The organism is Paenibacillus sp. tmac-D7, from assembly GCF_006519665.1.
Taxonomy (GTDB): Bacteria; Bacillota; Bacilli; order Paenibacillales; family NBRC-103111; genus Paenibacillus_G; species Paenibacillus_G validus.
In genome coordinates this window covers 43,778-63,225 of record NZ_VIDW01000021.1, presented here as the reverse complement: position 1 = coordinate 63,225, position 19,448 = coordinate 43,778, and the positions used below count along the sequence as shown (strand labels likewise).

The window sequence follows — 19,448 nt, the reverse complement described above, 5'->3', positions numbered from 1 at the left end:
GAGTATCAGGGACCTAATCGGAGACCTGAAGCGAAGAAGAATGAACCAGTTGGGGTTGAACCGGAATAGCCCTGGGCCTTGATAATTGTTGACATTCACGAAAAGCATCATGTTCGCAACCAAGACATTGAGCGTGATTAAGTTTGGTTAAGGCAAAGCTAATGGCATTGCCTGTTTGGTCAAAAAAGTGATCTTGCCCGATGATTTCGTCCAAGCCTGTTTTTTTCAGCAGTTGGCGCGGTTGGTCCTGGATTTCAGAAATGATCACGACGCCGCCGTGCTTCTTTAAGTGTTTGGCTATACTTGCTAAATGGGCTTCTCCGGTTGCGTCCATATATGGAACATGGCTCATTTTCAATAGGAGCACTTTAGGTTTGTTATGAATCTCGTCCATGATGGACTTTTCAAAACGATTGGCAACCCCGAAGAACAAAGCTCCCTCTACGGTGTAAATGCTGATTTGCGGGCAATTATGCTGCTCGTGGATCATGTGAGCGGATACTTTTTTGTTGTTGTCGGAAGGGTCGGGCAGTACCTTGGTCGTACTAAGGAGAACGCTCATATGCTTCACAAAGATTATGCCTGATAATACTAATCCCACTTCAACCGCGGTCGTCAGGTCTGTAAAGACAGTAAGAAGAAATGTACTCACCAAAACGAAAGATTCCGCAGTTCGGGTTTTCAGGATGTGGGCAAACTCTTTACGTTCGCTCATATTCCAAGCGACAACCATTAAGATCGGCGCCATACTGGCAAGAGGAATATTCGAAGCGTATGGAGCAAATAGGAACAAGACTAAAAAGACGACAATACCGTGAATGACCCCGGAGAGGGGAGACGCCGCGCCGCTTTTTATATTCGTTGCCGTTCTGGCTATAGCCCCGGTGGCAGGAATCCCCCCGAACAACGGAGTGATCATATTGGCGATGCCTTGACCGATCAGTTCACGGTTGCTGTTATGTCGGGTGCCTGTCATTCCGTCAGCAACTATGGCTGAAAGCAAGGATTCGATGCCGCCTAACATGGCAATGACTAGAGCTGGTTTTATTAAATACAGCATATGTTCAATGGAAAGCGAAGGCATGCGAATGCCGGGGATGCTGTTTGGAATTGCGCCGTAGGTCGAACCAATCGTTGCAACCTTGTCAGGATACAACAAAGAGGCGACAACAGTCGAAACCAATAACCCGACTAAGGATCCGGGAACTTTCGGGAACAGTCGTGGTGTTAGGATGATAAACACGAGACAAATCAGCGCTGTTCCTACACTGTAACTATTGGTTGACGCCATGTGTATACCTAATTCCTTCATGTTGGCCATGAAATTCTCGTGCTTTTCAAGCTGGTGCAAACCAAGGAAACTGGCAATTTGACCTGTAAATATAGTAACGGCGATGCCAGAGGTAAAGCCGATAATAACGGGGCGCGGAATAAATTTCATCACTTTACCAAGTTTGAACAGACCCATGATTACCAGAAGGACCCCAGCCATAAAACCGGCGATAAGCAAGTTTTCGTATCCATACTGCATCACGATGGCAAACAGAATAGGAATGAAAGCTCCAGTCGGACCGCCAATTTGAAAGGTTGACCCGCCCAATAAGGATATGATGATTCCAGCAACAATCGTTGTGTATAACCCGTATTCAGGCTTGACACCTGAAGCAATGGCAAACGCCATTCCTAATGGAATGGCGATAATACCTACAATCAACCCCGAAATGAAGTCCTTTTGAAAGCTTTCTCTGTTATAGCCCTGAAATCTGCCGGTAAACGAAAATTTCATATCCAGCATCGCCTTTCTGAATATTTGAATATTTGAATATATACAAACATATAAGGAATACGTTTAATTGTCAATTTCGGATTCCGTAGAAATGTTCAAAAAAAAGGAGCAAATCGAGTATAACAACTCGAATTCCTCCTTATGAAGAAGCGATTTAATTGTTTTTAATGTTTTCCAGCATGGAAATGGCATTCACAAGGTGATTGTCAAAAATTTGTTTCGCAACCAGCAGCAAGTCCTTAATTAAAGGATCGGTTAAAGAATAAATAACAGAGGTTCCATCCTTAATCCCATAGACCACGTTCTTATTTCTTAGTACGGCTAACTGTTGGGAAACCGCAGACCCTTCGCTTCCCAAAATCGTTTGAATCTCATTCACGTTCTTATCGCCCTCGGCTAAAACTTCAAGAATTTTAATACGCAAGGGGTGGGCTAACGCCTTGAAAAAGTCGGCTTTAAAATCTTGTATTTCTTGATACATAACGTTCTCTCCTACATGTTCGGAAATTTGAATATACAGATATCATATCACAAACCGGCAATCGTTGAATAAAGTTTCAGAGAATGGGGGCATCCGGGCAGCAGCGAATATATCCCGGAGCCGGAGGGACTTCATGGGGCCGCTAATCAATGCCCGTGATTTGTTTTTATCATAACATTTGATTTGAAATAAAGCGTTTTCTTTTTCCATCAAAAAAAGACGAATGTATATCAATCTGTTGAACATGGATGGTGATATGGGCTCATCATTGGATGGGTTCTTCCAGCGAAATGGATGGTCATAATTAGTGACCTTTTGGATGGTTCGTTTTATCGCTTTTTCTTTTATTATAGTTGTTAAGTTGGAATTCCTTTCTCGTTTGGTTTTGGAAGTACATTCATAGGGTTAGGGGGATGATAAGATGGCTTATGAAACCGTTTGGGCAGAAGATCCATCGAAGCTTAACAAAATCGAAATGATGAAGCTCGAAAAGGACGGTCTGGATGTTATTCGTACCATTATTGAAAGGTATGCGAAGTAAGGATATGAATCCATACCTGAAGATGAGTTGAACCGGTTCAAATGGGCCGGCGTGTATGAGCAGAAGCCGAGGGATGGCCATTTCATGATGCGCATTCGAATTCCTTCGGGCATGCTCACTGCCAGGCAAGCGCGGACACTTGCAGGTATTTCACTCGATTATGGCCGTAATCTGTTGGACGTGACGACGCGGCAATCTTTTCAATTTCACTGGTTGCGGGTAGAACACTTGCCCGACATCTTTAATCGGCTTGAAGAAGTTGGCTTGTACTCCTATGAAGCTTGCGGCGATTGCCCGAGGGCCATTGTCGGTAATCCATTAGCGGGCATTGACCCGGATGAAATGATGGATACGTCCGAAATTGTACAGCAGGTCAATGATTTTTTTGTTCTAAACCGCGATTTTTCAAATTTGCCTCGGAAGTATAAAATATCGATTTCGGCAAACCGTTACAACAATGCCCATGCGGAAATTCAGGATTTGGCTTTTACCCCGGCTACGAAAGTGATGGATGGAGAGACCGTCATCGGTTTTCATGTCCAAGTGGGCGGCGGGCTATCGGCTAAACCATTTCTCGCCAAACCGTTGAATATTTTTGTGCGTCCGGAAGAGGTACTGAAGGTCTCCATCGCTGTGACGACCATCTTTAGCGATTATGGGTTTAGAGAAAAACGGCATCATGCCCGGATGAAACTCCTTGTAGCCGACTGGGGACCCGAGAAGTTTCAGGCCAAGCTGGAGGAGCTGGTCGGTCCGCTGCCCGAGCGTGGAGAAGACCAGACTATCGGATGGCACGCAGCTTATTTTCACGGTGTGCATCCGCATCGTACGGGTCAGGAAACTTTTCATCAATTTTTCAAGCGTGTGGGCATTCAACAATTTCAACAACGATTCGATGAGGCAATAGCTCGTCCAGCAAAAAGTTTGATTTCATAACATCAGTGTCGCTGCTTAAGAGAGGAGTATCCGGAATGACTGGAGGGTTGGAGGGAAAACGCATTGTCATTGCGGGGTCCCGAAAAATAAGTGAACTGAGCACCATTATTGAAAAGCAAGGAGGCATCCCCGTTGTTCGTTCACAGCAAGGGACCTTGTTCCTTGCAGAAAGCGAGGTAGAGCGCGATCTCCTTCGTGTAGTGGAAAGTGGATCGGACTGGATGATGTTCACAACGGGAACCGGGCTTGAAGCTTTGTTCAATCAGGCGGAACGAATCGGTATTCGCTCCGCTTTTCTCGAAATTGTGAAACAGTCCAAAGTAGCGGCAAGAGGGTATAAAACCTATGCCCTGTTGAAAAAAATGGGAATTCAACCCGTTGCCGTTGATGATGACGGAACGACACAAGGACTTATTAAAGCGCTTGAAACTTATGAATTTACGGGTCAAGGCGTAACTATTCAGCTGCATGGCGAGCCTATGCCATCGTTAGTGACCTTTCTGGAGAACAAAGGAGCCGTTGTCAGGACCCTGTTACCTTATAAACATATGGCTCCGGATGATACCGTGTCGCGCCAATTGTGCCAAGAACTGGCCGATGGTTCCGTGGATGCGGTCTGTTTCACGACGGCGGTTCAAGTCCGGTATTTTTTTCAATTTGTCAAAAGCAACGGGTATTATCCGGCTATTCATGAAAGCTTCAAAAAGAAGGTGCTGGCGGCAGCGGTTGGCAAAGTGACGGCTGAAGCTTTGAAAGAGGAAGGGGTCGAGCGTGTATTAGCCCCTGAAAGCGAGCGGATGGGCGCGATGATTATCGAGCTCGCTCATTATTATCAGAATAAATCTACAGTAAAAACCCACCGATAAAGCTGAGCGGTGGGTTTTTGTGTCTTAATGTGGCAGAAGCCGCCATGAGATCCTACTTGATTTCAAAGTATTTGCTGATTTCATCCAAGAGCAGGTTGGCCGCTTTGTAGCCGCCCGCCAGATTCCAGACCACTTCATTCACTTTATGGGCGTTGTTCGTTTTGGCCACTTTCAAGTTTTTGAATAACGGATCCGTCATCCATTCCTCAGCTATCTTGGCGGCATCGTTCTTGCCCGGGGTTTCGTTCAGGAAGTAGAACAGCACATCGCCATCCATATCCGGGATACGTTCCTTGGTCAGCTTCTCGACGAACTGGTCCTTATCCTGGGAAGCGGGACGGGCAATGCCTAATTGATTAAACAGCACGCCGCTGAACGTCTGCTTCTGATAAATCCGCACATCGCCGGCGGAAAAGCGTACGACGGATACTTGGGTTGCCGCTTTAGCGCCCAGCTTGGCCTTCACATCAGAGACGCGCTTATCGAATGCTGCCAGCGCCTTTTCCCCTTCTTCCTTCTTGTTCACCGCTTCGGCGTACAGCTTGAAATTGATTTTCCAGTCGCCTGCCAAGTCTTGTGCGAAGACGGTCGGAGCAAGTTTTTTCAGTTGTTCGTAAATTTTCTCGTGCCTTACTTTATTGCCGATAATCAGGTCCGGCTTTAGACCGGCGATCAGCTCGATGTTAGGCTGCGTTTCTTCCCCCAGCACCGTAACGCCCTGCATTTCCGCTTTGATATGATCGTACCACGGGTCTCCAACCCAGGATTGGACGGCGCCGACCGGCTTCACGCCTACGGTAAGGAGAGCTTCCGTTCCTTCATTGGTCAAAATGACGACGCGCTTCGGCGTACCCTGTATCGTTTCTTCGCCCATTGCATGCTTAATGGTTCTTGCGGCTTCGCTTTTGGGTGGAGCGGACTCCGTCGCAGCCTGTTGGGATGCGGCGGGGGGCGTTTCCTTCGCTGCGCTGCCGCAGCCGACCGCCGTTAAGAACAGAACAGTTATAAGGATGAACAGCAAGGGAATGCGGTTGAGTCGAACAATCGAAAGCATGATTTCGTCTCTCCTTAATGATTTAGTTTCGCTGCGTACGCAGACTGATAATGGGAATCATTATCATTGCCAATATAAGGGATTAGGTTTTGGATGTCAACCTTTAATTGATAATGAGAATCAAAATCATTGACAAGGGGGTAGCCCGCCCCTACAATGAAAATGTCATTTTTTTAGTAAAATTGCACCTTGTGGAGGGATGAACTTGTATGGCTCATTCGATGAGCAGCCGCATGATGAAGCTGTTCGGATTGGCGGCGGGAGTGCTCTTGTTGCTCGGCTGTATGCTCTCTAGCGTTCTGTTCGGCCTTCAACAGTTTGGACTGAGCGAAGTCTGGCAGGCTTATGTACATTTTAACGGCTCCAATGAGCACGTCATTATTACGAATACGCGAGTTCCCCGGGCATTGATCGGAGCTGTGGTAGGCGCGAGCCTGGCCATTGCCGGTGCCTTGCTGCAAGTACTGACGAAAAATCCGCTCGCCTCTCCCTCCGTATTCGGGATCAATGCAGGGGCCGTACTGTTCCTTGTGCTCAGCATTTCGGTCCTCGGTTCGGGGCTTACCCTGGGAAGCATGATCTGGGTCGCGTTTGCGGGGGCGGCGCTCACCGCGATGTTCGTGTTTCTGCTGGACTCGCAGGGCAGGGGAGGCTTCGATCCGGTCAAGCTGACGTTGGCGGGTGCTTCCGTCGCTGCTTTAGCTTCTTCAGTTACAGCAGGCGTCATCCTGATCGACAAGCAGTCGCTTGATCAAGCGCTGTTCTGGATGATCGGCTCTGTTGCGGACCGGGAGTTGAAGCATCTCGCGGTCGTTCTTCCGTATGTTGCTGCTGGCTGGGTGCTGTCGATGATTTTATCCGGGTCGCTGAATGTCGTGGCCTTGGGAGACGATGTAGCGAAGGGATTGGGCCAACGAATTGTGCTGATCCGTACGACGTCCGCCATTGCTATTGTATTGCTGGCCGGTGGCTCCGTTGCCGTAGCAGGTCCGATCGCCTTTGTCGGGCTTATTGTGCCGCATCTGTGCCGTTATTTGGTGGGGAACGACCACCGGTGGCTCCTGCCCTATTGCGCGATCACAGGCGCGGTACTGCTTGTTGCGGCAGATCTCGCCTCCCGCTTTATCATCATGCCGAAGGAAGTCCCCGTAGGTGTCGCAACGGCCCTTCTGGGGGTTCCGTTCCTGATTTATGTGGCAAGAAGGAGGGCCCATGCTTAAATCCGGAAAACGAAAGGGGCTCCTTACCGCCCTCGTGCTTTGCCTGGTTTTACTTGTCCTGTCCTTGGTCAGTTTGTCGATGGGCAGTGTCCGTATTCCGTTTACCGAAGTGATTATGGCGGTCATCGGGCATAACGGCGAAAGCAGCGGGGTGGTCGTCGTGGAGTTTCGGCTGCCGAGGGTTGTCGCCGCTATATTAATCGGCGCCGCCATGGCGGTTTCGGGCGCATTGCTTCAGGGGGTCATCCGCAACCCGCTGGCCGCTCCGGATTTGTTGGGCGTAACCGGAGGAGCATCCGTTGCCGTTGTGGCGTTCATGACCTTGTCCGCAGGCGCCTACAGCATCCACTGGGTTCCCGTCATCGCAATGGTGGGGGCGTTCGCTGCAGCTGCATTAAACTACATGCTGGCATGGAAGAAGGGGGTCTCCCCATTTCGGCTGGTGCTGATCGGTATCGGTATATCGACCGCAATGGGCGCGCTGACGACGTTCATACTGATAAGCGGCCCCGCTTATCTGGCCTCCCAGGTGCTGAACTGGATAACCGGCAGTATATACGGAACAAACTGGAAATATATAGCTGCACTATTCCCGTGGGTTGCCGTGTTCCTGCCGCTTGCCGTCCTCTTCGCCAAAGAGCTGAATGTTCAATCGCTGGGGGAGGACGTTGCCGTCGGTCTTGGAAGCCGGCTTCAGCTTAACCGCTTTATGCTTCTTGCTATTAGCGTCTCCCTGGCCGGGGCTGCTGTCGGCGTAGCGGGGACGATTTCGTTTATCGGTCTGCTTGCGCCGCACATGGCCAGAAAGCTCGCTGGCAATTCCTATAAAATTTTGCTTCCGATTTCCGCGCTTCTTGGAGCAATCATCGTACTGTTAGCGGATCTGGCGGGGAGAATGCTCTTCCAGCCGCTGGATATCCCTGCGGGCGTATTTACGGCGGGGATCGGCGCACCGTTTTTCATGTATCTTTTGTATAAACGCAGATAAACCGACAGTCCGTTCCGAAGAGGGGACCCATCCGCAGGGAAGGGTTCCTTTGTTTGCGTTCGGGCCAAAAATTAGGTTTGACGGATCAAGTTAGAGGGACAAAATAACTATTGCACTGATAATGATTATCATTTACAATTAGCAACTATGGCGGTGTAAAATATTACCAATGCCTCGACAGTTAAGAACAGGCAGGTTAGAGACAATTCCCCAAAGGAGGAAAGTTTATATGACGAAGGGCAATGCGATATATCTTGAAAGCCAGCAGCGACGCGAATCTAATGCCCGTACGTATCCGCGCAAGCTTCCCATAGCCATTATTGAAGCCAGAGGAGTGCAGGTGAAAGATGCGGACGGCCGGACGTATTACGATTGTCTTGCCGGAGCGGGAACGCTTGCCTTAGGCCACAACCACCCCGTGGTGGTCGAGGCCATGAAGGATGTTTTAAACTCCGGTATGCCTCTGCTTACGCTTGATCTGACAACGCCGGTCAAGGAGCGATTCGTCGATGAGCTCTTCGAAGCCTTGCCATCGGAATTTGCGGGTAAAGCCCGTATTCAGTTCTGCGGCCCATCGGGAGCAGATGCCGTTGAAGCGGCCGTGAAGCTGGTCAAGACGGCAACGGGAAGAAGCGTCATGATGTCCTTTCACGGGGGATACCACGGTATGACGAGCGGCGCGCTTAGTTTGACGGGGAATTTGCAGCCTAAGCGCCAGGTAGGTACGTTGATGCCGGGCGCACACTTCCTGCCTTATCCCTATGATTACCGCTGCCCCTTTGGAATCGGCGGGGAGGAAGGGCATCAAGTCGGAAGCCGCTATATCGAACATTTGCTCGACGATCCGGAGAGCGGTGTGCTGCCGCCCGCCGGCATGATTATGGAGTTAGTTCAGGGAGAGGGAGGGGTCATTCCCGCGCCCGATGCCTGGGCTCGGGAGATTCGGCGAATAACGGGCGAAAGGGAGATTCCGCTCATCATTGACGAGGTGCAGACGGGGATCGGCCGAACAGGCCGCATGTTTGCTTTCGAGCATGCGGGCATTCTGCCCGATGTGATCGTTATTTCCAAAGCCGTGGGCGGAAGTCTTCCGCTGTCCGTGATCGTATACCGGGAGGAGCTTGACCGATGGGAGCCGGGAGCGCATGCGGGTACGTTCCGCGGAAATCAATTGGCGATGGCAGCAGGTACAGCGTCGCTGCGGTTTATCCGCGAAGAACGGCTGGTCGAGCATGCGGCCCGTGTCGGTCAGCGCCTCGTCAAGCACTTGGAGCAAACCCGTTCTGCCGTAAATTGCATTGGGCAAGTGAGGGGCAGAGGGCTGATGATCGGCGCGGAGATCATCGATCATGAACGCGCTTCGGACAGGCTTGGAAGCTATCCCGCCTACAGTGAGCTGGCTCGCGAAATTCAACGGCAATGTTTGAAACGAGGCCTCATTCTGGAGCTCGGCGGACGTCATGGCAGCGTAGTTCGTTTCCTGCCTCCGTTAATCGTAACGGAAGAAGAAATCGATCGAATCGCGGAAATTTTCCATGAGGCTGTTCTGGCGGCGGAACGCCATAACCGCATTCCCCAGGGGGTCTTCAGGTGAACGGTACCTTCGCAACGGATTTTTTGAATCACAGCGAGGAAAGCCAGGTGCTCTTCCGCAAGCATATGAATACGGCTTTGGGCGTGTTAATTCGCGATTTTGCAAGTGCCAAGCATCCCTACAGCGGAGCTCTGCCTGATCAATTGGCGGCTTCCTTACGGCAGCGGCCGGTTTGTCCCGAGCAGGGCGTCGGTATGGCGGAGCTGCTGGATTTCATAGGTGAGGCTGTACTGAAACATTCAGCGGTAGTGACCCACCCGGCTTGTATGGCTCACCTTCACTGTCCGCCCCTGCAGGCTTCATTGGTTGCGGAGGCGCTGCTTTCCGCGGTGAATCCTTCCATGGATTCATGGGATCAAAGTATGTCGGCCACGATGCTGGAGCAAGAGGTCATCGGCTGGTTGTGCGGGTTGTTCGGATTCGCAGGCAGCGGCAGCGACGGCGTGTTCACCAGCGGGGGAACGCAGTCCAATTTCATGGGATTACTGCTTGCCAGAGACCATTATTGCTGCATGCGCTGGAACTGGAATGTGCAGCAGCGGGGATTACCTCCACAGGCTGACCGCCTCCGGGTGCTGTGCTCGGAAGAGGCCCATTTTACAGTCAAGCAATCGGCGGCTTTATTAGGTCTGGGACAACAATCCGTCATCACGGTGCCCGTGGATTCGAAGGGCCGAATGCACAGCGATCTTCTGGAAAGCACAATCGCCCGTTTGCGCGAAGACGAACTGATTCCCTTCGTACTCGTAGCTACAGCCGGGACCACTGATTTCGGCAGTATCGATCCGCTTCCGGAATTGGGAGAAGCGGCTCGAAGGCATGGTCTATGGCTCCATACCGATGCGGCATACGGCGGCGCGCTCGCTTTGAGCGATCAACACGCCTGCCTGCTTAAGGGGATCGCTTTGTCTGATTCGATTACCGTTGATTTTCACAAACTGTTTTATCAACCGATCAGCTGCGGAGCTTTTTTGCTTCGGGATCGATTGCATTACCGTTATTTGAGGCTTAATGCCGACTACTTAAACCCGGAAGCGGATGATCAGGCGGGAATGCCTAATCTTGTAGGCAAGTCGGTCCAGACAACGCGCAGGTTTGACGCGCTCAAGCTCTACATGTCGCTGCAGCATGTCGGCCGCGAGCGGTTTGCCGCGATGATCGATCATACCCTGAAGCTGGCGGAGGAAACCGCAGAGCGGATTCGACAGGAGGACGCGCTGGAACTGATAGCAGAGCCGACATTGAACGCTGTTGTTTTCCGGTATGTACCTTCAGTTGGAGCGGAAGACGGCGCTGGCTGGACGGATGAGTTGAACTGCCGGATTCGGGATCGGCTGCTTGAAGGCGGCATAGCGGTTGTCGCCCGGACGAAGGCGAAGGGGAAGGCTTGCTTAAAATTTACGCTGTTGAATCCGTTAGCGACGCTGCAGCATACGGCCGGAATATTGAGGCATGTCATACGCATCGGCAAGGAATTGGAATGTCAATATGCTGCGGAGCTGCTTGCTCGGAAAGGAGTGTTGTCACATGATCGGGGAACGGCCGCTGGAACTTACGGAAGTTTTATGGGAAGAGGGTTGTGAGGCGCGTACAATCGCAGCAAGGGCTACGCTGCAAAGCTTGCTTAACAGTTTCCTCAGGGAGACCGGGTTGGGAGATTGGCATGAATCAGACGAGGGTTGGATGCTTCAGCTTCCTCTGGTCAACCAACACGGGACGGTCATCGTCCCGGTGAAGTATAAATCTCCGACCGGAAGGCATCTGTTCCAATTTCCACTCCAATGGAAAGGAAGCGAAGACCTTGGGGCGGTCACGGAGGACGAGCTGGCGATCGCGGAGCGTCTGGTCCGGGAATTGGGACAACGGGTTCAGGTTGACGCGTCCGGGCGAACAGAGGAACTGCTGCAGCGAATCAGGGAAAGCTGTGAACGTATCGAACAGTTTGTTTCCGCCCGTGACGGGGACCGCGAGCAGCTGTACGGCTATGACGGTGATTTTCTTACTGCAGAGCAATCGCTGCTGTTCGGACATCTGCTGCATCCTGCACCGAAGAGCCGCGAGGGTGTTCCCGATAACGCACAGTCGGTGTATTCCCCTGAGCTGAAAGGACAATTTCAGCTGCACTACTTCAGGGCGCACCGATCCATTGTTCGTGAAGACTCGGCGCTTGACCGCATGACGGCGACGGAATGGATTAAATCGGAACTGCGGGATGGTCCGCAGACGGAACCGGATTTTATATCCGCCTATACGGGGCTCGACGACTACACATTGATTCCGCTTCACCCGCTGCAGGCCCGGGATATGCTGCGTAAACCGTCCGTACTGAAGCTGATCGGGGAGGGCTTGCTTCAAGATTTGGGTGCACGGGGACGATTCTATTCGGCGACATCGTCGTTTCGGACCGTGTATCACCCGGAGTCGCCATGGATGGCTAAAGGATCCGTTCCCGTGAAAATTACAAACTCGCTGCGGGTGAATAAATTCAAAGAACTGGAGCGGGGCGTTGAGGTAGCACGGTTGATGAACACGCGAATCGGCGAGGTTTCAAGCCGTTATCCGGCGTTTTCAATCGTGAAGGACCCGGCTTATGTGTCGATTGCTTTGGAAGGGGAGGAGGAATCGGGCTTTGAAGTGGTGCTGCGTGAAAATCCGTTTCAGGGTGATCGGGCGCTTCAAGCGGCGCTAGTCGCTTCACTCATTCAGGATCCGCTGCCCGGTTCCGAATCCCGCCTCAGCCGCATCGTCCGCCGTTTGGCTGAACGGGAGGACCGCACGACGGAAGCCGTCAGTCTGGACTGGTTCCGCCTTTATCTGGAGATGTCGCTGAAGCCGATGCTGTGGCTGTATTTCACGTATGGCATCGCTCTGGAGGCGCATCAGCAAAACAGCGTCGTTCAGCTGCGTGAAGGGTACCCTAACCGCTTCTATTATCGGGATAATCAAGGCTATTATTTCTGCCGTTCCATGTCAGAGCGCTTGAAGCAAGAGCTTCCTGATCTTGGAGTCAAAAGTCAGACGTTCTGCGATGACGCCGTTGCCGATGAGCGGTTTCGTTATTATCTGGTCTTCAACCATTTGTTTGGCTTAATTAACGGCTTCGGCACCGCAGGGCTTGTTGATGAACGTCTGCTGCTTCGCGAGCTGCGGTCCGTGCTGGCCGGGTTTCTCCCTATGAACAGGGAGCCGTCCACCTTCCTCCAAAGCTTGTTAGCGGAGGAGAAGCTTCCGTGCAAGGCCAACTTGCTTACCCGGCTGTATGACATGGACGAATTGGTCGGATCGCTCGAAAACCAGTCGGTTTACGTTCTGGTGGATAATCCGCTTGTCTTGGAGGTGCCGGAGGATGTCGGGCGTCTTGATTCGTAATTTAAACCAGCTTTACGAGGATCATCCTCTAGCTACTATCCAGGATCGAACGATCGGTAGAACGATTTCCTTTCGTCCGGTCACGATGGAGCACGATTTGCTGCGGCTGCACGCCTGGCATCAGGAGCCTCATGTCGTTCCCTTTTGGCAGCTCCAAATTCCTCTGGATGCGTACCGCAACCACTTGGAGCGCTTCTTGGCCGACCCGCATCAGACGCTGTGCATCGGTCTGCTGGATGGGGAGCCGATGAGCTATTTCGAATCGTATTGGGCGGCGTCCGACTTGATCGGTCAATATTACGAGGCGGCTCCGGAAGATCAGGGGGTGCATCTGCTCATCGGCCCGCCGAACTATCTCGGGCAAGGTTATGCGCTCCCGCTGCTGCTTGCCCTCGTACGTCTGCAGTTCCTGAACCCGGGAACTATTCGAATCGTCGCCGAACCGGATATTCGGAATGCGAAGATGCGGCATATTTTTGAAAAGTGCGGCTTTCGCTTCCAACGGCAAGTGCAGCTTCCGGATAAAACGGCAGCGCTGATGCTTTGCGAGCGTGAGATCTTTGAAGCTTTGGATAGAGAAAGGGGGATGGCTTATGTCGAGGACGGGCGCCGGTCTGAATCATTCAGACGTGCTGGATGTGCTGGGCGTCGGAATCGGTCCGTTTAATCTCGGTTTAGCTGCGCTGCTGGATCGCGTACCGGAGACGAAAGCTGTCTTTCTGGAGCGGAAAGCGCAGTTTGATTGGCACTCCGGCATGATGATCGAGGGCACGACCCTCCAGGTTCCATTCTTTGCGGATTTGGTAACGATGGCTGATCCGACGCATCCGCTCAGCTTTTTGAATTATTTGCATGAGCATGGCAGGTTGTACCACTTTTACTTTCGGGAAAAGTTTCATATTTCGCGCCGGGAATACAACCACTACTGCAGGTGGGCGGCAGAGCGGTTGGCCTCTTGCCGTTTCGGCTGCGAGGTGACCGGGATCCGGCTGGAAGAAGCCGGATCAGACGCCCGGTTTGTGGTGGAGGTGCGAGAGCTTGGCACTCCGCGCATGTTAAGCTATCTTGCCAGTAATCTGGTTATAGGCGTAGGGAGCCGTCCTCAAATGCCGGCTCGCTTCCGATCGCTGTGCGGTCCGCATGTATTTCACTCGGCGGATTATTTAACGCATCGGGAGCGCTGCCTTCAAGCCCGTTCGATTACGGTGGTCGGTTCCGGGCAGAGCGCAGCGGAGATTACGCTTGATCTGCTAAGCGGGCAGCGGGAATACGGGTATCGGCTGGACTGGTTTACGCGGTCGGCGGGATTTTTCCCGATGGAATATTCCAAGCTCGGACTAGAGCATTTTTCCCCTGATTACACGCGGTACTTCTACGGGCTTGCACCCGAGCGCAAGGATGCTGTCCGAGCAGGACAAAGCCTGCTGTACAAAGGGATCAGCGCCCGCACCATCGCTGACATCTACGATGCCTTGTACGACGCGGGAACCGGAGGGGAGGAAAGCCCCCGTGTTCGGCTCATGGCCTCAACGGAAGTGGAGCAGCTACTTCCGTTCTCCGGGAGGGGAAGCGATGGATACAGGCTGGTTTGCCGACAACTGCAGCAGGACATTTCGTTCGAGCATGTCAGCGATGTAGTCATATTGGCCACTGGCTACGAGCATGCCGAGCCGGCTTGCTTGAGCCCGTTGGAGCCGTATATTTGCCGGGATGCGAAAGGCCGGTATGACATTTCCGAGAATTACGCGCTGAAGCTTCGAATCGGCGGGGGAAACCGCATATTTATTCAAAATGGGGAGCTGCATACGCACGGCGTCGGCGCCCCGGATCTGGGTCTGGGCGCATACCGGAACAGCTTGATCATCGAACAATTGACGGGACGCGCGGTGTATCCTCGAAGGGAACGAAACGTATTTCAGCAGTTCGGAGCGAACGTATGAGGCGGCTTGCTCAAGAGGCGGGAGGGCTTCGCTCGAGAACCGGCATGCAGGCTGCGCTCCTTGGCTGCGTGTTTCTCGGCCTTTTCACCGAAGTGCTTCTGTCGCCGTATTACCCGCAGTTTTTTCGTCAGGTGTTCGGCGTCGAGGACTACAGCTACACGGGCTTTTATTTGTTCGTCTGCCGGTTGACCGTCGTTCTCTGCTCCCCGGTTTGGGGCTGGCTGGCCCGCAAGGCGGGAGCCAAGCGGCTGCTGTTTGCAGGTCAGGCCGGCACGGCATTGACGACAGCGCTGCTGGCGTCGGCGGATAGTGCGACGGAGTTTCTGATTTTGACCGTATGTCTGCTCCTGTTCAAAAGCAGCTACATGCTGATTTATCCTATTCTGATGGAACTGACCGATAGGGGCGGTCAGGCGGGTTCGGCGGCCAAGTTTCACACCGTGCACCATACAGCCGTTCTGTTAGCTGCGCTGACCGGCGCCCACATGCTCCAAATGGAACGGCCTCTAACGCTGTTTTATGGAGCGGCGGCCGCCGATGTCGTTCAATTGCTCGTATGCATAGGGGTGCTTTGGGGGTGGCGGGGCGGCTCCCGGCAAGCGGGCGAACCTGAGTCTGCAGGCTCGAAACTTTCGTTAATAGGGCTGCTGCGTGATCGATACATCGTAACGCTGGGACTGTTGTTTTTTACTTTGACGGTCGCGAATCAAGTGGTCAGGCCCTTTTTTACACCATACGTAGAGGAAGCCTTCCGCCTGTCGACGGGCATAGCCGGGGTGCTGTTCCTTCTGCCGCATGCATGCGCCTTAACGCTGCTGCCGTTTCTTCGCAGTATTTGCAAACCGGGGCGGTTGCATGTCGCGTACACGTTGGGCGTTGCGACGATGGCCGCCGGCTTGATGATTCAAGCGCTGTCGGAGGGCATTACAGGATTGATCATTGGGCGTATGCTGTACGGCATGTTTCTGGCAATAACGATGGCGGTGCTGGACGTCATTCTGTTTGAAAGGGAACGAGGGACGGGCGCTGCTATGACCTTCAGTGTCATGGTATCGTTTCAGACGGCCGGGGAGTTGTTGTCTCCGCTGCTTGCCTCGTTCCTGTCGATCCAGGCGGGGTTGAATACGCCGCTGCTTGCCGCCGCCTTGTTGTGCCTGGTGAATACCCTATTGTTCAGATGGTCTGCTATTCACAGATCGCCGAAGGAGGCAGCGAAGTGGAATGTACATGGCAGCAAGACCTAATGGCTGCTCAAGCTTTACGATCCGAGGCCTGCGTGCATGTGCGCAGAAGAATTTTCCGGCAATTGGCGGAGTCGGTCATCTATGAAGGAATCGTCACGCCGCTGATGGAAGCGGAAGGGGAAAAGATATTATACAGCCTTCAAGGTCAAGATGCTGCGGGCCGGAAGGTGATCTACCGGTGTCTTGGGCAAAGAAGGTTCACATTCGGCCGGATTCGGATGTTAACGGAATCTCCGCTCATCCGGCTTGGCGGCGGCGTAGAAGCGGAGGCGTCTTCGCTGCGTTTATTTGTCGAGGAAGTGCTGGATGTGCCGGGTGTAGATCGGTCCAAGCTGATCTCGTTTGCGGAGGAGCTGGAGCAGACGCTGCTGAAGGATGCCATAGCTCAGTTTCATCGGATTTCGGAAGGCCGTGAGTTGCGGCGGTTAAGCGGTGATGACTTGGAGTCGGCGGTCATGGACGGGCATCGGTACCATCCGAGCTATAAGTCGCGGATCGGCTTTGATTATGCCGACCATCTTGCTTACGGCCCCGAGTTTGCCCGGGATGTGACGCCTATATGGCTGGCCGTGCGGAAGGAGGAGAGCCGGGCGGCCGTGCTGCCGGGCATGTCGCTCGACGGCTTGCTGTGTGAGGAATTGGGGGATGCTGCTGTCGATTCCTTTCAAGCGTTGTTGCGGAGCGAGAACTGCGACCCTGCGGACTATTTCTTCGCGCCGGTACACCCGTGGCAATGGCGCCGGGCGATCGTTCCGGCTTGCGCGGAAGAGCTCCGCACGAAACGTATGGTGCTGCTGGGATGTTCTCCTGATACTTATCGCGCCCAGCAGTCGATTCGCACGCTTGCGAACCGGACAGAGCCGCATAAAGCGTATATCAAGCTGTCGATGAATCTGTTGAATACGTCAAGTTCCCGTCAATTGCTGCCCCACTATACGGTAACGGCCCCGGTCTTGTCCTTCTGGCTTCAAAGCTTAGTGGATGGAGACCGCTATTTGAAGGAGGAAGCGAAACTGATTTTGCTGCGGGAGGTGGCTGCCGTCTCGTATGATCCGCAGGATCACAAGGGCGACGGAAGACGCTCGGGCCGGGAGCATGACCAGGCCCCGCACCCGCTGTACGCAGCAGTGGGCTGCATTTGGCGGGAAAGCTTGCACCGCTATTTACAGTTGGGGGAAGAATGCGTGCCCTTCTATGCGCTCTGTGCTTCGGAACGGGATGGCACCCCGCTCATTGAGCCATGGCTTCAAGCCTATGGGATCGAGGCGTGGCTGAACCGGCTTCTGGAGCGGTGTGTGCTGCCTGTCCTCCACTTGGCCGCAGTTCATGGCGTCGCTACGGAATCGCATGCGCAAAATATGGTGATGGTGCACCGGGAAGGTTGGCCAGAGCGGTTGGCGCTCAAAGATTTTCATGAGGATGTGCTGTACTGCCGTTCCTTTCTGAAGCAACCGGAGTTTTGCCCGGATTTAACGGTTGTTCACGAACGGTATGCTGTCCAGGAGGAGAGAGCCAATTTTGAAACGGAGGATGTGACGCCGCTGCGGTATTTGACTTTGGGGGCGCTATTTTTCGTCAACCTCGGTGAACTGGCTATGATGCTAGCGGACCGGTACGGCTTTGAGGAAAGGCGATTTTGGCGGATGACGTCTGCATGTATACATCGCCATCAGGCAAAAGATCCGCATTGGAAAGAGCGGTTTGAGGCTTTGGATTTGTTTGCCCCGACTACCAGAGTGGAGCAGTTGACGTATAAACGATTGACGGTTCAATCAAAAGGGCTATCGCACAGGGTACCCAATCCATTGTCGGCTTTCCAATCGCCCGACTAGTACAAGTAGAGAGGAGGTCCGCATGTGAATGGGAAGCTGTTTGCCGTCAACCAATTGTATTTCGGCCAAGAGGATGTGGATATACGCTGGAAAGCCTGGGGGCTTTTGCCGCACTATCGGGACGCGGGGAGAGCGGGAAGCCGGATCGCGGTCTGCATGGCGAACGCGGCCGAGTTGATTATACTGGTGCTTTTTTTGCGGGAGCAAGGGGGATCGGTGCTTCTGCTCCACGGAGAAACTCCGCTGGAGACGGCCAAGTCTCTGGCGATTGAAGCAGGGTGCAGCGGCCTCGTGTACCGATCCGTCGAGGACGGCTTTCTGACGTTTACGCCGCCGGAAGGAGCGAACGATACCCTTGTCTCCGCCCAGGAGGCTTCGCTTTGCATGTTCAGCTCAGGTACGTCCGGCAAGCCTAAGCTCATTTGCCGAACGTGGTCGGCTGTAGCGGAGGAAATCACGGCTTATAATGAAGCGATTGATCTGGACGGTTCGGTTACCCCGGTCATCATCTCGCCGGTAAGCCATGCTTACGGCCTGATCAGCGGAGTGTTGTCCGCTATGAAGCGGCAAGCGGTGCCTCACGTCGCGGCCTATACGAATCCGAAGCTGACTTTGGCTCTCCTTCGGGACACGCCGAAGCATATCGTGTATGGGGTACCGTTGACGCTGCATGTGCTGACATCTTTCGCTTCCGGCTTTCGTTATCATCAGTTGATGAGCTCGGGCGCTCCTCTGCCGCAAGGTTTGCTGGATAAGCTTGCTCCTCTGGCGGACGGTGTGCTTCAGCAGTATGGCTGCTCCGAAGCCGGATGCATCAGTGTCAGCCGCTCCCTTCGGTTTAGCGCAGATATCGGCAAGCCGTTAGGCTACATTCGGATTAGGCAAGCCGGGGCTTCAGCAGACATGCCGAAAGAACTGATCATAGCCGTGCAAGACCGGGTGATCCGCACCGGAGATCTTGGGTATATGGAGCAGGGAGAGCTGCGGCTTCTAGCCAGGGCCGACGATGTGATCAACGTATCCGGCCTTAAAGTATATCCTACGGAGGTAGAAAACGTCGTCTCCGAACTGGACGGCATCCGCGAGTGCGTCGTCTACCGAGGGCGGCATCCGGTGATGGGCGAGGTCGTTTGCTGCATGGTGGCGGCCGATCATCAGGTTACGCCCGAGGCGGTTCGCGCATGGTGCATACGCAAGCTGCCTCCCCATAAAGTGCCGGCCAAAGTGGAGTGTGTCACGAAGCTGCCAAGGAATGCGACGGGTAAAATCAGCCGTAAAATGTTGGAGGAGGCGGATCTAAGCTGATGAGACGGAATCAACGGATAACAGAGCTGCATTCATTGATGAAAACCAGGCTTCTTCTGACAGACTTGTCTCCCTTGGAGGAAACGCACAGGCTGAATGAGGACCTTCGCGTCGATTCGGTGATGATGCTGCAGCTGTTGGTCTGGATTGAGGAGGAATTCGGGCTTCGTATACCGGAGGAGGAGGTGGATCCGCGGGTCTTTCATACGGTGGGCTCACTTCTTGATTTCATGGAACGTTTGGCTCCCGCCGGTACTGACGAGGAGCAAAGAGCGTAACAGAAGGAGGCGAA

Annotated in this window: 15 protein-coding genes and 1 pseudogene; 13 read left to right on the top strand and 3 right to left on the bottom strand. The window is 53.3% G+C overall.

The genetic code is table 11. The features are described 5' to 3' along the window. Window positions 1-13: 13 nt before the first annotated feature. Together FKP33_RS15580 and FKP33_RS15575 are read right to left on the bottom strand one after the other, a co-directional pair. The gene (locus FKP33_RS15580) at window positions 14-1,786 is read right to left on the bottom strand and encodes a SulP family inorganic anion transporter (protein WP_127608936.1); all 1,773 of its coding nucleotides are present in this window, start codon (window positions 1,784-1,786) and stop codon (window positions 14-16) included. A gap of 154 nt (window positions 1,787-1,940) precedes the next feature. Then, window positions 1,941-2,267 carry an ArsR/SmtB family transcription factor gene (locus FKP33_RS15575; protein WP_127608937.1) on the bottom strand — a complete coding sequence of 109 codons (327 nt, stop codon included), beginning with the start codon at window positions 2,265-2,267 and terminating at the stop codon, window positions 1,941-1,943. A 421-nt stretch (window positions 2,268-2,688) separates the two neighbouring features. Here FKP33_RS15575 and FKP33_RS15570 point away from each other — a divergent pair. Further along, a pseudogene (locus FKP33_RS15570) lies at window positions 2,689-3,630 on the top strand (nitrite/sulfite reductase); the annotation flags it as partial. Window positions 3,631-3,779: 149 nt separating this feature from the next. Then, entirely contained in the window at window positions 3,780-4,610 is an 831-nt protein-coding gene (locus FKP33_RS15565; RefSeq protein ID WP_141335674.1) for a uroporphyrinogen-III synthase, read from the top strand. A 52-nt stretch (window positions 4,611-4,662) separates the two neighbouring features. Here the strand turns inward: FKP33_RS15565 and FKP33_RS15560 are convergent, their stop codons facing one another. After that, window positions 4,663-5,664 (bottom strand): ABC transporter substrate-binding protein, encoded by a 1,002-nt coding sequence (locus FKP33_RS15560; RefSeq protein ID WP_141335673.1) that lies wholly within the window; start codon window positions 5,662-5,664, stop codon window positions 4,663-4,665. Between the two features lie 209 nt (window positions 5,665-5,873). Here FKP33_RS15560 and FKP33_RS15555 point away from each other — a divergent pair, with 209 nt between their 5' ends. The 11 genes from FKP33_RS15555 to asbD all read left to right on the top strand — a co-directional run bounded on the left by FKP33_RS15555 (window position 5,874) and on the right by asbD (window position 19,434). Further along, on the top strand, window positions 5,874-6,884 hold the full coding sequence (locus FKP33_RS15555; RefSeq protein ID WP_141335672.1) for a FecCD family ABC transporter permease: 1,011 nt from the start codon (window positions 5,874-5,876) through the stop codon (window positions 6,882-6,884). Next, window positions 6,877-7,872 (top strand): FecCD family ABC transporter permease, encoded by a 996-nt coding sequence (locus tag FKP33_RS15550; protein ID WP_141335671.1) that lies wholly within the window; start codon window positions 6,877-6,879, stop codon window positions 7,870-7,872. The genes FKP33_RS15555 and FKP33_RS15550 overlap by 8 nt, the downstream gene beginning before the upstream one ends. A gap of 169 nt (window positions 7,873-8,041) precedes the next feature. After that, on the top strand, window positions 8,042-9,466 hold the full coding sequence (locus FKP33_RS15545) for an aspartate aminotransferase family protein (RefSeq protein WP_141335670.1): 1,425 nt from the start codon (window positions 8,042-8,044) through the stop codon (window positions 9,464-9,466). Beyond that, on the top strand, window positions 9,463-11,049 hold the full coding sequence (locus FKP33_RS15540; RefSeq protein ID WP_258313456.1) for a pyridoxal phosphate-dependent decarboxylase family protein: 1,587 nt from the start codon (window positions 9,463-9,465) through the stop codon (window positions 11,047-11,049). The genes FKP33_RS15545 and FKP33_RS15540 overlap by 4 nt, the downstream gene beginning before the upstream one ends. Beyond that, complete coding sequence (locus FKP33_RS15535; RefSeq protein ID WP_141335669.1) at window positions 10,994-12,835, top strand: IucA/IucC family protein; 1,842 nt, start codon at window positions 10,994-10,996, stop codon at window positions 12,833-12,835. Before FKP33_RS15540 ends, FKP33_RS15535 begins: the two co-directional genes overlap by 56 nt. Further along, window positions 12,813-13,502 carry a GNAT family N-acetyltransferase gene (locus FKP33_RS15530; RefSeq protein WP_141335668.1) on the top strand — a complete coding sequence of 230 codons (690 nt, stop codon included), beginning with the start codon at window positions 12,813-12,815 and terminating at the stop codon, window positions 13,500-13,502. Before FKP33_RS15535 ends, FKP33_RS15530 begins: the two co-directional genes overlap by 23 nt. Further along, on the top strand, window positions 13,429-14,775 hold the full coding sequence (locus FKP33_RS15525; RefSeq protein ID WP_181410169.1) for a lysine N(6)-hydroxylase/L-ornithine N(5)-oxygenase family protein: 1,347 nt from the start codon (window positions 13,429-13,431) through the stop codon (window positions 14,773-14,775). The genes FKP33_RS15530 and FKP33_RS15525 overlap by 74 nt, the downstream gene beginning before the upstream one ends. Next, entirely contained in the window at window positions 14,772-16,019 is a 1,248-nt protein-coding gene (locus FKP33_RS15520; protein WP_141335667.1) for an MFS transporter, read from the top strand. Before FKP33_RS15525 ends, FKP33_RS15520 begins: the two co-directional genes overlap by 4 nt. Next, on the top strand, window positions 15,992-17,851 hold the full coding sequence (locus FKP33_RS15515; protein WP_258313455.1) for an IucA/IucC family protein: 1,860 nt from the start codon (window positions 15,992-15,994) through the stop codon (window positions 17,849-17,851). The genes FKP33_RS15520 and FKP33_RS15515 overlap by 28 nt, the downstream gene beginning before the upstream one ends. A 24-nt stretch (window positions 17,852-17,875) precedes the next feature. Continuing rightward, on the top strand, window positions 17,876-19,156 hold the full coding sequence (locus FKP33_RS15510; protein ID WP_141335666.1) for an AMP-binding protein: 1,281 nt from the start codon (window positions 17,876-17,878) through the stop codon (window positions 19,154-19,156). Then, the gene (gene asbD / locus FKP33_RS15505; RefSeq protein ID WP_054797982.1) at window positions 19,156-19,434 is read left to right on the top strand and encodes a petrobactin biosynthesis protein AsbD; all 279 of its coding nucleotides are present in this window, start codon (window positions 19,156-19,158) and stop codon (window positions 19,432-19,434) included. Before FKP33_RS15510 ends, asbD begins: the two co-directional genes overlap by 1 nt. Window positions 19,435-19,448: the final 14 nt, after the last annotated feature.